Below are 13968 nucleotides of genomic sequence, written 5' to 3'. Positions count from 1 at the left end.
TGTGGGAGCCGCTTCAGCGGCGATGGGTGCTTGCCTCCGGCTACCCCGCTGCCGTGGGATATCGCCTCAGGCGGGTGGGAGCCGACCTTGTCGGCGATGGGTGCTTGCCATGATTTAGCCCGCTGCTGAGCGATCGCCGACAGGGTCGGCTCCCACCACGGTTCTGCTGTACTGGACGCGCACCAGCCGTAGCGAGCCGATCAGCAGCGCGAGGGCGCCGCCCTCGTAGCAATACAACTGCAACGCGACGACGCCCAGCGAGGCGGCGAGCGTGGCGGTGAAGGTGTTTCGCCGGAACACCGCTACCAGGGCCGCCAGCACGGCGGCATAGCCATAGCCGTAGTTGAGGAAGCCTTGCACGATGACGTTGCGCGGCACGCACCACCACGGGCCACTCTTCGCATCGCATGCATGCCCCAGGTCGGACGGCTCGATGAATCCGTAGCGAAGCAGTCCGGCCACGAGGGCGACAGCGACGATGACGGCCCAGGGCAGGGCGACGCGAAGGCTGGATTTCATGGGGTTCCTGTATGGATCAATGACGCCGCGCCGGATGCCTGGGCGAGGGCGATCGGCAGGCGGATCTCGGCGGCCAGCGGCAAATGGTCGGAGAAGGCGCGCGGCAAGGTCCACGTGCGCTCGAGCTTGATGTCCGCCGAGGTGAGGATGTGGTCGAGGGCGCGCCGCGGCTTCCAGCTGGGGAAGGTCGGGGTCGCCACCGAAGGTGGTTGCAGGGCGGTCTTGTCGAAGAGATGACGCATCTCGAAGCTGGCCGGCTCGGTGTTGAGGTCGCCCATCAGCACCGCATGTGGATACGGTGCGAGCAGTTCGGCGATGAAGGCGAGCTGGCCCAGGCGCGCCGCCGCGCCGAGCGAGAGATGCGCGATGACCACCACCAGCGAATCGGGCCCATGGCCGAAACGGACGAAGAGCGCGCCGCGGCCCTTGATCCGGCCAGGCAGCGGATAGTCGATGACCTCGCTGGGCTCGATACGGCTCAGCAGGCCGTTGGCCGAATGCGCCACGCGTGCCATCGGCCGGTTCGGCTGGTGGCTCCAGTAGGGCATGCCGGCCGCTTCGGCGATGTAGCGGGTCTGGTTGAGGAAACCCGAACGCAGGCTGCCGGCATCGGCTTCCTGCAAGCCCACGACGTCGAACTCGTGAAGCAACTCGGCCAGCGAATCCAGGTTCGCCAGTTTCGTCCGGCCGGGCAGCACGGCGTTGACGCTGCGGGTGAAATAATCGCTGTAACGCTGCACGCTCGCGCCGGCGAGGATGTTGCAGCTCAACAGGCGCAATGTGCGCTCGGGAGCGGGCGATGGATTCGGCGTGGCGCGGGTCATGATACGGCGTGGGGTCTCGACTGGCCGGGAGGCCAGAGGATGCCCTCCGCCGTGTGAACGGAGGGCATCGATGGGGAAGGGCTTACTTGCCGTCCTTCAATTCCTTGTCGACCAGGAACTTCGAAACGCCGTTAAGCTCGTCGAAGTCCTTGATCTGGGCGCTGCGGTACTTGCCGTCCACGACGATGGTCGGCGTGCCGTCGATGCCCCATGCCTGGATCAGCTTGGTGTCGGCAAGGATGCGGTCGCGTGTTTCGGCGCTGTTGGCGGCGGCGAGGAACTTCGCCTTGTCCACGCCATGCTGGGCATACCAGTCGGCGAGTTCGTCGAGCGTGCGCAACGGGTAATGCTCTTCATGGATGGCCTTGAACAACGCGGCGTGCGTGGCCGGTAGCGCGTTGAGCTTCTTCGCCGCGTAATAGGCCTGCGCATACGGCAGCCAGGCGTCGTTGAACGCCGCGGGGATGGCGTGGAACACCACGCCCTTGGGCAGTTCCTTCTGCAACTGCTCGACCTTCGGCTCGTAATGCGCGCAATGGATGCAGCCGTACGAGAACACCTCGACGACCTCCACCTTGCCGTTCTTCGGGTCGAGGCGTTGCGGCGTACCGGTGGCCACGTACTGCGTGCCTTCGGCATAGGCCGGGGTGGATGCGTCGTCGGCGGGGCGCGCGCTGCAGGCGGCGGTCATGGCCAGGCCGACGAAGAGGAGCGAAAGACGCTTGAACATGGATGTCTCCGAAGTGGGTCGAGTGCGCGGTTACTTGCCCGCGGCTTCCTTGCTGACGAGCCACTGGGTGAGCTCGACCGCCTGCGGATAGCCGCCGGCGGTGATCGGGGTCAGCCGGTACTTGCCGTTGACGACGATTGTCGGCGTGCTATCGACCTCGTAGGCGCGGATCAGTTCATCGGCGCGCTTCATCTTGGTGTTGATGGTGAAGGAGTTTGCCGTGGCGACGAATTCGTCGGGCTTGACGCCGTACTTGACGTAGAACTTGGCCACGTCGTCGATGGTCGGCCATGCCGACTGGGCCTTCGGCTTGCCGGACTGCTGGTCCATGATGCCGAGTTCGCCGCTCTTGAACACGGCGTCGAAGAAGGCATCGTGGCTCTGCTTGTCGACACCGAAGGCCTGTGCCGTGAGATAGGCGCGCTGCAGCAGCGGCCAGTTCTCGTCCGGGCGGAACGAGGCGGGGGTATAGGTCATGACCGCGCCCTTGGGCAGGCTCTTGGCCAGCTCGTCCACCACGCCGTGGAACTGGAAGCAGGCGGGGCAGCCGTACGAGAACACCTCGGTGACCTCGATCTTGCCAGGCGTGCTGGTCGGCTGGACGGGATCGATGCGGAAGTAATGCTTGCCTTCGACCCATTTGCCGTCATCGACGAACGGCTTCGCGGCGGGACGATTGTCGTCGTCGGCGGCGGCGCTCGCGACCGGTGCGGGTGTGGGCGTGGCGCTGCCGCTGGCGGCCGGTGCGGCCGTCGTCGCGGGCGCGGGCGTGGCCGCCGCCGTGGAGGGCGAGGCCGGCGTCGCCGCCGGGGCCGCGGTCGAGGCGGCGGGCGGTGCCGTGGCGCTGTCGTTGTTGCCCGAGCCGCAGGCGGCGAGGCCGATCAGGGCGGCGCAGAGGAGGGGAAGGCGCATACGCATGTGGGGTCCTTTTCTTACCTTCTTAAACAGGAACGGGCCCGAAGGGCCCGTCCGATCTTCCAACTTTAACGCCATCAGGGCGTCGCGGGTGCGGCGGCCGTCGGTTCGTTCGTATGCAGGCCTTCGATATAGCTGGCCACGGCCGCGATGTCCTTGTCGTCGAGCTTCTGCGCGATCGAGACCATGATCTTGGTGTGCGGGCCGTCGTTCGGCGTGCCGCCGTCGTGCCAGCCCTTCAGGCGGGCCTCGACGTACTTCGCATGCTGGCTGGTGAGCTGCGGATAGTGCGCTCCCGGATTGCCGCGGCCGTCCGGGCCGTGGCACGCCATGCAGGCGGGGATGCCGCGGTCGACATCGCCCTGGCGATAGATCGTCTGGCCCTGCTCGACCAGCGCCTGGTCGGCCACGCCGGGCAGGGACGCCTTGCCGGCGAAGTAGGCGCCGATGTCGTGCATGTCCTGCTCGGACAGCGGTTGCGCGAAGCCGACCATGATCGGGTTCATGCGCTTGCCCGACTTGAAGTCCGCCAGCTGCGCGGCGATGTACTGCTCGCTCTGGCCGGCGAGGCGCGGGTACTGCGGGTCGGTGGAATTGCCGTCGATGCCGTGGCAGGCACCGCAGGCGGCGGCCTTGCCCTGTCCGGCCGTGGCGTCACCCGGCTTCAGCGCGGCCGTGGCACCCGCGGGCGCGGTGGCCGTTTCGGCTGCCGGCATGCCCGGAGTGGCTGGATCGGTGGCCGGATTCGCGCCCGGCTTGGCGGCGGCCGTGGCGGCCGGAGCCGGCGCGCTCGCCGGCTTGGCGGGAGTTGCGGTCTGGCCCGCGGCTGCATGCATGACGAGCAACGCGGTGATGGCAGCGGCGGCGTGCCGAAACTTCATAAGTCTCTCCAAGGGGGAACTTTCCGGACCGGGACGCGTACCCTGCCGCGTCTCAACCAAAAGATTATGGGGGGCGCGGGAGAGCCCGGTCAAACCGCGTCGCGCGCGTCGCCACGCCCGATCGCATACACTGCCGGGCCTCCGTTTCCCTGCGCCCCGCCGGCCACTTATCCATGTCCTCCAATCCCCTCAATGGCGCCCGTTTCGTGCTGGCCGCCCACGAAATCACCCAGCTTCCCTACGACCAGGGTGCCGAAGTGGCCTTCGCGGGGCGTTCCAACGCGGGCAAGTCGAGCGCATTGAACGCGCTCACGGGGCATAACGGCCTGGCCCGGACCTCGAAGACGCCCGGGCGCACGCAGTTGATGGTGGTGTTCGACCTGCCGCCGCTGAAGCGGGAGGGTGCCGCGCCCGTCGACGCCCGCCTGGTCGACCTGCCCGGCTATGGTTACGCCAAGGTGCCCGAGGCGATGCGCCAGCATTGGCGCGGCGAGATCGACGCCTATCTGAAGATGCGCCGCAGCTTGCGTGGCATCGTCCTGATCGTGGACATCCGCCACGAGCTGAAGGATTTCGACCGGACGATGCTCGATTTCTGCGCGGCTACCGAGCTACCTTGCCACGTATTGCTGACCAAGGCCGACAAGCTCTCGCGTGGGCAGGCATCGGCCGCGCTGGAGGCATTGCGCAAGGACTTCCGTGCGAACGGCGTGCCCGGCACGGCGCAGGTCTTTTCCTCCACCGCGAAAACCGGCGTGGAAGAAGCGCGCGCCCGAGTGATGGAACTGCTGGCGACACCGCGCCCACACGAACTCTGACGCGGCTACCTTCGGCTGGTCTTACAGCTTCCCACCCGAAGGTAGGTGACGATTCTTTCAGGCCAGCGTCGCCATGAAGGCGCGGCACAACGCTTCCATGCCCTTGCGATCCTCGTCGTCGAAGCGGGCGACCGACGGGCTGTCGACGTCCCACACGCCGAACAGGCTGCCGTCGGCCTTCACCAGGGGCACCACGATCTCGGAATTCGATGCCGCGTCGCAGGCGATGTGGCCGTCGAACTCGTGCACGTCGCGAATCACCTGCGTTTGTCGCGTCTGCGCGGCGGTACCGCAGACACCACGGCCCAGGGCGATGCGAATGCAGGCGGGCTTGCCCTGGAACGGTCCCACGACCAGTTCGGTGCCGTCGAACAGGTAGAAGCCAGCCCAGTTGAGGTCGGGCACGGCGTCGTAGACGAGCGCGGCGAAGTTGGCGGCATTGGCGATCGTGTCCGGCTCGCCATGCATCAGGCCCTCGGCCTGCTGGACCAGCTCGGCGTACAGGGTGGCCTTGTCGTCGGTGGCGATGGCCTTGGTTTCGAACATGGCGGTTCCTGGAGCGATTCGTGGGCGAAGCGGTGTATGGTGCCACGTCCCGTATTCCGCAAGGCTGTTGCACGATGTCGCGCCATATCTTCGTCGCCGGTACCGACACGGGCATCGGCAAGACGCACGCGGCCCAGGCCCTCGTCCATGCGTTCCGCAGGGCGGGCGAGCGCGTGGCCGGCATGAAGCCCGTCGCCAGCGGTTCCGCACGATATCCGGAAGGCATGCGCAACCAGGATGCCCTGGACTTGCAGGCCGCCAGCGCACCGCCTCCCGCCTATGAAAGGGTCAATCCCGTGGCGCTGGAGGAAGCTGTCGCGCCGCACCTGGCCGCCGCGCGCGCCGGACGCGCCATCGAGTGGCCGCCACTCGACGCGGCCTTCCAGTCGCTGGCGCGCGATTACGACCGCGTCGTGGTCGAAGGCGTGGGTGGCTGGATGGTGCCGCTGGCGACAGGCATGTCGACCGAAGACATGCCGTCACGCTGGGACCTGCCCGTGGTGCTGGTGGTGGGAGTGCGCCTGGGCTGCATCAGTCATGCGCGCCTCACGGCACGGGCGATACAGGCCGATGGTTGTCGACTGGCCGGCTGGATCGCCAACACGATCGAGCCGGCGATGCCCCTCCTGGAGGAAAACATCCAGACCTTGCGCGACCACCTGCCCGCGCCCTGCCTGGGCGTGTTGCCCTACCGCGTGGCGCCTGCCGACGCGGCCGTTCTCATCGACCTCGGCCCGCTGGGCTGACGGCCCCTTCACGCGTTTCATCCTAACTAGTCGGTCATGACCACCTACTATCTTTCCGTCAAGGACATGAGCAAGGCGAAGGGCCCGGACCCTGACCTTTCCTTCGAAGGCATCGGCCCGGAGAAACTGGCCGCCGACATCGCCGATGCGATGCGCAGTGACAACCTGTTCCAGCGCTGGCGCGCCAGGCAGCCGGAGCCGGACGAGGTCGATCCCGGCCTCGGGGTGACGGATGCTTCCGCCTCCGCCACGGGCGAACTCTCGAACGACCGCAACGACGTGAAGCTCACCACCTCGTTGCCGATGCGGATCGTGAAACACCGCCTGAATCTGTTGATCGGATCCAGCTGGGAGCTTCGCGACACCCGGTAAGACATCGCCGGCCTTGTCGGCGATAGAACGCCCTGACGGATGGCGGTTGTTCCGGATACGCCACCACGGCTAGAGTCGGTGACTTTCACCGTCAGGGGATACCTCGACCATGCTCAAGGTCCGCACACTCGTGATCGCCACTTCGATCGCCCTTACCGCCGCTTGTTCGTCGTCCAACGAGGCCGACAAGGCCGCCGCGCCCGCCTCGCCGGGAAGCGCGCCCGCGCCCGCGACGACCGCGGCGTCCACCGCGCACGAGAACCCGTTGCTGACCCAGAGTTCGTTGCCGTTCCAGGCACCGCCGTTCGACAAGATCGTGGATGCGGATTTCCAGCCCGCGCTGGAAGAAGGCATGAAGCAGCAGCTGGCCGAGGTCGAGGCGATCGCCAACGCGCCGGAGGAGCCCACGTTCGAGAACACCGTCGTCGCCCTGGAGAAGACCGGCGTCCTGCTCAAGCGCGTCGAGAACGTGTTCAGCACGCTCACCGGTGCCAACACCAACGACACCTTGCAGAAGGTCGAGGAAGAGGAATCGCCGAAGCTCGCCGCGCACAGCGATGCGATCTACCTCAACGACAAGCTGTTCAAGCGGGTGGAAGCACTCTACGAGAAGCGCGCTTCGCTGAACCTCGATCCGGAATCCGCCCGTCTCCTCCAGGTGACCTACGACGATTTCGTCCATGAGGGCGCGAAGCTTTCCGAAGCGGACAAGGGCAAGCTCAAGGAGCTGAACAAGGAAGAGTCGACGCTCAGCACGAAATTCACCAACCAGCTGCTGGCCGCGACCAAGGCCGCCGCCCTGGTGGTCGACGACAGGAAGGCGCTCGACGGCATGTCCGATGCCGATATCGATGCCGCCGCCGCGGCTGCCAAGGACCGTCAGCTCGACGGCAAATACGTGGTGACCTTGCAGAACACGACACAGCAGCCCCCACTGCAGGCGATGAACGATCGCGCCACGCGCGAGAAACTGTTCAAGGCCTCGTGGGAACGCGCCGAACACGGTGACGCCAACGATACCCGCCAGATCATTACCCGTATCGCACAGCTGCGCGCCGACCGCGCGAAGCTGCTCGGATTCCCGAATTACGCGGCGTGGAAGCTCGACGACCAGATGGCGAAGACGCCGGAGGCGGCCGAGAAATTCATGGAACGCCTGGCGCCCGCCGCCGTCGCCCGCGCGACGGCGGAATCGAAGGATATCCAGCAGGTGATCGACCAGGAGAACGGTGGTTTCCAGGTGCAGGCCTGGGATTGGGATCACTACGCCGAGAAGGTTCGCAAGGCCAGGTACGACCTGGACGAGGCGCAGATCAGGCCGTACTTCGAGCTCGACAACGTGCTGCAGAACGGCGTGTTCTACGCGGCCACCCAGCTCTACGGCATCACCTTCAAGGAACGCAAGGACATCCCGGTATGGCAGCCGGATGTGCGCGTATTCGAGGTGTTCGACAAGGACGGTACCTCGATGGCGCTGTTCTATTGCGACTACTTCAAGCGCGACAACAAGAACGGCGGCGCCTGGATGAGCAACCTCGTCGACCAGTCGAAGCTGTTCGGCACCAAACCGGTGGTGTACAACGTCGCCAACTTCACCAAGCCGGCCGCGGGCCAGCCGGCCCTGCTATCGTTCGACGACGTGACCACGATGTTCCACGAGTTCGGTCACGCCTTGCACGGCCTGTTCGCCGATGCGCAGTACCCCTCGCTTTCCGGCACCAGTACCGCGCGCGATTTCGTCGAGTTTCCCTCGCAGCTGAACGAACAGTGGGCATCCGATCCACAGGTATTCGCCCATTACGCGAAGCACTACCAGACCGGCGCGCCCATGCCGGCCGAGCTGGTGGAGAAGATCAAGAAGGCGCGCAGCTTCAACCAGGGCTACGCGATGAGCGAGTTGATTTCCGCTGCCCTGCTGGACATGCAGTGGCACATGCTGCCGCCCGGTGGCGCCAAGCAAGATGTGGACGCGTTCGAAGCCGGCGCGCTGAAGAACGCCGGCTTCACGCTGCCGCAGGTGCCTCCGCGCTATCGTTCGAGCTACTTCCAACACATATGGGGCAACGGTTACGCCGCCGGCTACTACGCCTACCTGTGGACGCAGATGCTCGATTCCGATGCCTTCCAGTGGTTCAAGGAGCACGGCGGGCTCACCCGCGAGAACGGTCAGGTCTTCCGTGACAAGATCCTTTCCCGGGGAAATACCGTCGAACTGGGCAAGCTCTATCGCGATTTCCGCGGCAAGGACCCGAGCATCGAGCCGATGCTCAAGGATCGCGGGTTGAAGTAAGTTCCGATCCGCGTCGATATGAGAAAGGGCCCCGAGGGGCCCTTTCCTTATCTGGATCGAAGCATCACCTCGTCGATGCGCAGCTTTCCGCCCGTCCAGCGTATGCCCTGCAGGCTCGATCCTCTCGGAGCCGTGAACGACAGGCGTTGCGGCCCGCCCGCCGGATCGACGCGAATCGAGTGCAGCATGGCGAAGTCGCCGGCGCCGAGGAACTCGATCGTGGCGGGCTCGCCCGCCGGATCGGGTACGACGGTAAGATCGAAGGAGTTGCGTTCCGTGCGGTACATCAGGACGGCATCGTTGCCCGTCGCCTCGGTGCTGCTCAGCACCTGTCCCGAGGTATTCCCATCGCTGGCGGGTGCGATTTCCAGTCCACTGGAATTGGCGAGGATCATGTAGTGATCCTGGTTGATCAAGCCCTGTAGCGGGCCCGAAGGGGTCTCGTCGAAGTCGATCAGCGTACCGTCGGCAACGGGGGGCGAATGCATTTCGACGCCGTCGATGTACGCGCCGCGCTGCAATTGCAGGGAAAGCCTGTTGAAGACTTGCCCTTCCGGCACGCTCATGGCGAGCCGCAGCCGGTTGGCCGTCGTGCCGTGCTGGAGCATGAGCGACTGGCGCTCGAGTTCATCGATGTAGAGGGTGGCCGTGGATGCGAGTGCCGGCGCGCCAGGCGGCAAGACGACGGTGAATGCCACGCTTCGCAGCGGTTTATCGAATTGAATGTCGACCGAAGCGGACCCGGCCCGTTCGACACCGCCTAATGCGAGACCGTAGGCGAGGCCATCCGGCTGTTCGACGGGCTTGATGACAGCGGCGCCGTCATGCGCAGCGGCGATGCGGAAATGTTCGAGCTTGAGTTCGTCGCCCGGTTGGATGATGCCGGCACGGGCCTGGTCGAAGGTTTCGAGATCGACACCGCGCGCCGACCATGCGGTGCCTGGAGCGAGTGCGATGAATGCCGGAACGAGCGTGGATAGTAGCTTGCGTTTCAATTCATTCCTCCCTGGAATGTCAGTGCGGCCTCATTGGCCGCGCGCAGCATAGCAGCGCGCGCGGAGGAGTGCGGCTGACAAGGGTACGATCGCAAGTTGGGATTGCGTTTTACATCGCTCAGGGCGACAGCGAGATGCTCGCGATTTGTATGAGCCCGCCACGCCATGCGATGCCCTGCAATTCGCACAGGGGGTCGGCGTAGTATTCAATCGTCGTCCACAGGCTGCCGCGCGTGTCGCCGCGGTTGCCCCTTGGGCGCATGAGGTTGATGGCCTGCACCTCGTCGAAACGCCGATGCTCGAGTAGCCCGATATGCACATCTCCCGTGTTACCCACGGTACGCAATGTGCAGCGCACGCGCCCGTACGCATGCCGGAAGATCAGCCGGCAGTCGTTCGAGGAACTACGCCGGCCGGTCAGTACGTTGCCGTCGTCGGATTGCTCGATGATCGCATCGGCCTCGCCCGCGACGATCACGAGCGCGGGCAGCGCGAGCATCCCTCCCGCCCTGACGAGGCCGAGGTGTTCATCGCCGAAGTGCTGCTCGATCGCGCAAGGGCCAAGCACGCCTCCGTTGCCTTCGAGCAACGAACGCAGGCGCGGATCGTCCCATGAGTGGGTCTTCCCGCCTCGCTCCATCCGGCCGGTCGGAACTCCCGGCAACGCATTCCTCGAACCCGTGGATGACACGGGCATGATCCGTAGTGGCAACGTCATGTCGCAACCCTCCCTGGTGAACCACTAGCTAAGCAAGGTACTTGTGCGCGTCGCAATACGCCTTATGGCGTAGGCGTGCGGGAGGACCGGTCAATGACAGGGCTGATCGGGAATGGCCACCGAGGGATTGCATTCGGCGGCTTCGGTATTCTCCAGCCCGACGTAGCGTGGGTCGCGTCTTGCCGAAACGGCTTAGCGATGGCGGCTCCCGCTGCCTCGACGCACAAACAACCGCGATGACGAAGCCGAGCCGTATCAAGGCTTCCGCGAAGCAAAAAAACCGCGCCCTCACGGGCGCGGTCGTGGTAGCTGGATTGTCGGCGTTATTCGCCGATCGTCAGCAGGGATGCATTGCCACCCGCGGCGGTGGTGTTGATGGTGAGCGTGCGTTCGCCGGCGAAGCGGAGCAGGTAGTGCGGTCCTCCTGCCTTCGGACCGGTACCCGAGAGACCCTCGCCGCCGAACGGCTGCACGCCGACCACCGCGCCGATCTGGTTGCGGTTGACGTAGCAGTTGCCCACGCGTGCGCGGCTCTGGATGTACTCGATCGTGTCGTCGATGCGGCTGTGGATACCCAGCGTGAGGCCGAAGCCGGTGCCGTTGATCTGCTCGACGACCTTGTCCAGTTCCGAACCCTTCCAGCGGATCACGTGCAGCACGGGACCGAAGATCTCGCGGGTGAGCGTGGCCAGCGACGGAATCTCGTACGCGCGCGGGGCGAAGTACGTGCCATGGGCGGCGGATTCCGGCAGTGCGACCTCGGCGATCTTCTTCGCCTCGCGATCCATGCGCGCGGCGTGGTCGACGAGGATCTGGCGGGCGTCCTCGTCGATCACGGGGCCCACGTCGGTCGACAGCAGGCCCGGATCGCCGACCTTCAGTTCGGCCATCGCGCCGGCGAGCATCGCGATCACCTTGTCGGCGATGTCTTCCTGCACGAACAGCACGCGGGCCGCGGAGCAGCGCTGGCCGGCGGACTGGAAGGCCGAGGCGATGACGTCCTTGACGATCTGTTCCGGCAGGGCGGAGGAGTCGGCGATCATGGCGTTCTGGCCGCCCGTCTCGGCGACGAGGGCTGCGATCGGCGCGTTGCGTGCGGCCAGCGCGCGATTGATCGCCCAGGCGGTTTCGGTCGAGCCGGTGAAGGCCACGCCGGCCACCCGCGGGTCGCGGGTGAGCGCGGCGCCGACGGTGGCGCCGTCGCCGGGCAGATATTGCAGGACATCCGCCGGCACGCCTGCCGCGTGGAGCAACCTCACCGCCGCATAGCCGACCAGCGACGTCTGCTCGGCCGGCTTGGCGATCACCGCGTTGCCCGCGGCCAGCGCGGCGGCCACCTGGCCGAGGAAGATCGCCAGCGGGAAGTTCCACGGGCTGATGCAGACGAACACGCCGCGGCCGTTGAGGAACAACTGGTTGCTTTCGCCGGTGGGGCCCGGCAGTTGTTCGGGCTGGCCGAACAGGCGGCGCGCCATCGTGGCGTAGTAGCGCAGGAAGTCGGCGGCCTCGCGGATCTCGGCGATGGCATCCGGCAGGCTCTTGCCCGCCTCGCGCACGCACAGCGCGATGAACTCGGCGCGATTGTGCTCCAGCTGTTCGGCGGCATGTTCGAGGATGGCGGCGCGGCTCGCGGCCGGAAGGCGGTCCCAGCCCGGCTGCGCCTTCACGGCGGCGGCCAGGGCCTGGTCGACCAGGGCCGGATCGGCGTTTTCCACGGTGCCGATGATGCGGCGGCGGTCCGACGGATCGGTGACTTCGACCTTCGCGCCGCCGGTGCCGCCGCCGGCGACCAGCGGTGCCGCGGTCCAGGGGCCGCTGTGCTTGTTGACGGCGTCGGCGAGTTCGTTGAGCTCGTTGTCGTTAGCGAAGTTCATGCCCATGGAGTTCTTCCGAAGTTCACCGTAGAGATTGACCGGCAAGGGGATGCGGGGGTGGGGAATGGAGGCGAAGGCGCGCACCGTTTCGCACGGATCGGCGACGAGGTCGCGCACCGGCACGCTCTCGTCGACCACGCGATTGACGAAGCTGGTGTTCGCGCCGTTCTCGAGCAACCGGCGGACGAGGTAGGGAAGCAGGTCCTCGTGGCTGCCGACTGGCGCGTAGACGCGGCAGGGCACGTTGAGCTTGTCCTTGCCGATCACCTCGGCGTAGAGATCCGCGCCCATGCCGTGCAGGCGCTGGTTCTCGTACGGGCGGCCCTGCGCGATGTGGTGGATCGCGGCGATGGTGTGCGCGTTGTGCGTGGCGAACTGCGGATACACGGCGTCGCCACCGGCGGCGAACAGGCGCCGCGCGCAGGCGAGGTAGGAGACGTCGGTGTTGGGCTTGCGCGTGTAGACCGGGTAGCCGGAAAGGCCGTTCTCCTGCGCGCGCTTGATCTCCGCGTCCCAGTAGGCGCCCTTCACCAGGCGCACGAACCAGCGGCGGCCGGTGGCGCGGGCCTTCTCGGTGACCCAGTCGATCACGAACGGCGCGCGCTTCTGGTAGGCCTGGATGACGATGCCCAGTCCGTTCCAGCCTTCGAGCGACGGATGCTCGAAGACATCGCCGATGATGTCGAGCGAGAGCTCGAGGCGATCGGCTTCCTCGGCATCCACCGATAGGGCGATGCCGTTCTTGAACGCCAGCTGCGAGAGTTCGAGCAGCTTCGCGCCCAGTTCGGCGCGGGCGCGGGCGCGATTGGCGACCTCGTAGCGCGGATGCAGCGCCGAGAGCTTCACCGAGATCGACGGGGCTTCCAGGTTGTTCGGAAACGGGCCGCGTGCGCCGAGCGCGTTGATCGCGTCGCGGTAGTCCTGCTGGTAGCGCTCCGCGGTGGCCTGGGTGAGCGCGGATTCGCCGAGCATGTCGTACGAATAGCGGTAGACCGCGTGCTCCTTCTCGGCGGAACGGTCGAGCGCTTCCTTGATGGTGCGGCCCATCACGAACTGGTGGCCCATGATCCGCATGGCCTGGCGCACGGCCAGGCGCACCACCGGTTCGCCCGCGCGGCCGACGAGGCGGCGCAGCGCGGAACTGAAGTCGTGGCGGGTTTCCTCGGCGAGGTTCACCAGGTGGCCGGTGAGCATCAGGCCCCAGGTGGAGGCATTGACGAACAGCGACTCGCTGCGGCCCAGGTGCTTCTTCCAGTCCGCCTCGCCCAGCTTGTCGCGGATGAGCTTGTCGGCCGTGGCCTTGTCGGGAATGCGCAGCAGCGCCTCGGCGACGCACATCAGCAGCACGCCTTCCTCGGAGGAAAGGTCGTACTGGCGCATGAAGGACTCGACCGCGCTCTGGTCCTTGGCCCGCGCGCGGACGCGCGTGACCAGGCCCGCGGCGACGTCGATCACGTGCTCGCGTTCGGTCGGGGGCAGGGTGGCCTGGGCCAGCAGGTCGTTGACGGCCTCGGTTTCGTCGCGCAGCCAGGCAGCCGTGATGCGCGCACGCGCCGGCTCGGCGCCGGTCGGGAGTTCGGAACGAAGGATGGTGGGATTCACTGGGGGCGATGAGGGCGTGGGAGACCGCCCATTGTAGGGGAGCACGGCCTTTCGTGGGTTATTGCGGAAGCGAGCCCTGGTGGGGAACGCGCGAGGCCCGGCAGCGCCCCGAAGGGCCGGCCGCGTAGCGCCCCCACC

General features: G+C 66.4%; 13 protein-coding genes. 4 read left to right on the top strand and 9 right to left on the bottom strand.

Translation table 11 applies throughout. The features are described from left to right. Positions 1–114: 114 nt before the first annotated feature. The 5 genes from ACR9ZJ_RS16070 to ACR9ZJ_RS16050 all read right to left on the bottom strand — a co-directional run bounded on the left by ACR9ZJ_RS16070 (position 115) and on the right by ACR9ZJ_RS16050 (position 3869). On the bottom strand, positions 115–519 hold the full coding sequence (locus ACR9ZJ_RS16070) for a hypothetical protein (RefSeq protein ID WP_481288302.1): 405 nt from the start codon (positions 517–519) through the stop codon (positions 115–117). Beyond that, entirely contained in the window at positions 516–1343 is an 828-nt protein-coding gene (locus tag ACR9ZJ_RS16065; RefSeq protein ID WP_481282382.1) for an endonuclease/exonuclease/phosphatase family protein, read from the bottom strand. Before ACR9ZJ_RS16065 ends, ACR9ZJ_RS16070 begins: the two co-directional genes overlap by 4 nt. A gap of 82 nt (positions 1344–1425) precedes the next feature. Next, the gene (locus tag ACR9ZJ_RS16060) at positions 1426–2073 is read right to left on the bottom strand and encodes a thiol:disulfide interchange protein DsbA/DsbL (RefSeq protein ID WP_481288301.1); all 648 of its coding nucleotides are present in this window, start codon (positions 2071–2073) and stop codon (positions 1426–1428) included. A 30-nt stretch (positions 2074–2103) separates the two neighbouring features. Next, entirely contained in the window at positions 2104–2985 is an 882-nt protein-coding gene (locus tag ACR9ZJ_RS16055) for a thiol:disulfide interchange protein DsbA/DsbL (RefSeq protein ID WP_481288300.1), read from the bottom strand. Positions 2986–3065: 80 nt separating this feature from the next. After that, complete coding sequence (locus tag ACR9ZJ_RS16050) at positions 3066–3869, bottom strand: c-type cytochrome (protein WP_481282385.1); 804 nt, start codon at positions 3867–3869, stop codon at positions 3066–3068. Positions 3870–4042: 173 nt separating this feature from the next. On the opposite strand from ACR9ZJ_RS16050, the gene yihA reads away from it, so the two are divergent. Further along, positions 4043–4687: a ribosome biogenesis GTP-binding protein YihA/YsxC gene (yihA, locus tag ACR9ZJ_RS16045; RefSeq protein WP_371022435.1), complete on the top strand. Its 645-nt coding sequence runs from the start codon at positions 4043–4045 to the stop codon at positions 4685–4687. Positions 4688–4744: 57 nt separating this feature from the next. Here the strand turns inward: yihA and ACR9ZJ_RS16040 are convergent, their stop codons facing one another. Beyond that, positions 4745–5233 carry a GAF domain-containing protein gene (locus ACR9ZJ_RS16040; protein WP_481288299.1) on the bottom strand — a complete coding sequence of 163 codons (489 nt, stop codon included), beginning with the start codon at positions 5231–5233 and terminating at the stop codon, positions 4745–4747. Positions 5234–5307: 74 nt separating this feature from the next. On the opposite strand from ACR9ZJ_RS16040, the gene bioD reads away from it, so the two are divergent. From bioD to dcp, 3 genes are all read left to right on the top strand, one after another. Then, positions 5308–5979, top strand: a complete 672-nt coding sequence (bioD, locus tag ACR9ZJ_RS16035; protein WP_481288298.1) for a dethiobiotin synthase — start codon at positions 5308–5310, stop codon at positions 5977–5979. A gap of 36 nt (positions 5980–6015) precedes the next feature. Continuing rightward, positions 6016–6351 carry a hypothetical protein gene (locus ACR9ZJ_RS16030; RefSeq protein ID WP_481282388.1) on the top strand — a complete coding sequence of 112 codons (336 nt, stop codon included), beginning with the start codon at positions 6016–6018 and terminating at the stop codon, positions 6349–6351. A gap of 109 nt (positions 6352–6460) precedes the next feature. Then, positions 6461–8641: a peptidyl-dipeptidase Dcp gene (dcp, locus tag ACR9ZJ_RS16025; RefSeq protein ID WP_481288297.1), complete on the top strand. Its 2181-nt coding sequence runs from the start codon at positions 6461–6463 to the stop codon at positions 8639–8641. A 47-nt stretch (positions 8642–8688) separates the two neighbouring features. On the opposite strand, the gene ACR9ZJ_RS16020 is transcribed toward dcp, so the two are convergent. From ACR9ZJ_RS16020 to putA, 3 genes are all read right to left on the bottom strand, one after another. Next, positions 8689–9636 (bottom strand): hypothetical protein, encoded by a 948-nt coding sequence (locus tag ACR9ZJ_RS16020; protein ID WP_481288296.1) that lies wholly within the window; start codon positions 9634–9636, stop codon positions 8689–8691. Between the two features lie 118 nt (positions 9637–9754). Next, positions 9755–10354: a hypothetical protein gene (locus tag ACR9ZJ_RS16015; protein ID WP_481288295.1), complete on the bottom strand. Its 600-nt coding sequence runs from the start codon at positions 10352–10354 to the stop codon at positions 9755–9757. A gap of 323 nt (positions 10355–10677) precedes the next feature. Then, entirely contained in the window at positions 10678–13830 is a 3153-nt protein-coding gene (gene putA, locus ACR9ZJ_RS16010) for a bifunctional proline dehydrogenase/L-glutamate gamma-semialdehyde dehydrogenase PutA (RefSeq protein ID WP_481288294.1), read from the bottom strand. Between the last annotated feature and the right edge of the window lie 138 nt (positions 13831–13968).

Source organism: Luteibacter sp. KNZ12-1A, from assembly GCF_056755675.1.
Note: the sequence above shows the minus strand (reverse complement) of the source record. Positions and strands in the feature narration are given on the sequence as shown.

What these genes read in the sequence shown, in the direction of transcription:
- ACR9ZJ_RS16040 (WP_481288299.1), bottom strand. Translation starts at nt 5,233, where the DNA reads ATGTTCGAAACCAAGGCCATCGCCACCGACGACAAGGCCACCCTGTAC.
- ACR9ZJ_RS16050 (WP_481282385.1), bottom strand. Translation starts at nt 3,869, where the DNA reads ATGAAGTTTCGGCACGCCGCCGCTGCCATCACCGCGTTGCTCGTCATG.
- ACR9ZJ_RS16065 (WP_481282382.1), bottom strand. Translation starts at nt 1,343, where the DNA reads ATGACCCGCGCCACGCCGAATCCATCGCCCGCTCCCGAGCGCACATTG.
- ACR9ZJ_RS16070 (WP_481288302.1), bottom strand. Translation starts at nt 519, where the DNA reads ATGAAATCCAGCCTTCGCGTCGCCCTGCCCTGGGCCGTCATCGTCGCT.
- ACR9ZJ_RS16030 (WP_481282388.1), top strand. Translation starts at nt 6,016, where the DNA reads ATGACCACCTACTATCTTTCCGTCAAGGACATGAGCAAGGCGAAGGGC.
- ACR9ZJ_RS16015 (WP_481288295.1), bottom strand. Translation starts at nt 10,354, where the DNA reads ATGACGTTGCCACTACGGATCATGCCCGTGTCATCCACGGGTTCGAGG.
- dcp (WP_481288297.1), top strand. Translation starts at nt 6,461, where the DNA reads ATGCTCAAGGTCCGCACACTCGTGATCGCCACTTCGATCGCCCTTACC.
- ACR9ZJ_RS16060 (WP_481288301.1), bottom strand. Translation starts at nt 2,073, where the DNA reads ATGTTCAAGCGTCTTTCGCTCCTCTTCGTCGGCCTGGCCATGACCGCC.
- ACR9ZJ_RS16055 (WP_481288300.1), bottom strand. Translation starts at nt 2,985, where the DNA reads ATGCGCCTTCCCCTCCTCTGCGCCGCCCTGATCGGCCTCGCCGCCTGC.
- bioD (WP_481288298.1), top strand. Translation starts at nt 5,308, where the DNA reads ATGTCGCGCCATATCTTCGTCGCCGGTACCGACACGGGCATCGGCAAG.
- yihA (WP_371022435.1), top strand. Translation starts at nt 4,043, where the DNA reads ATGTCCTCCAATCCCCTCAATGGCGCCCGTTTCGTGCTGGCCGCCCAC.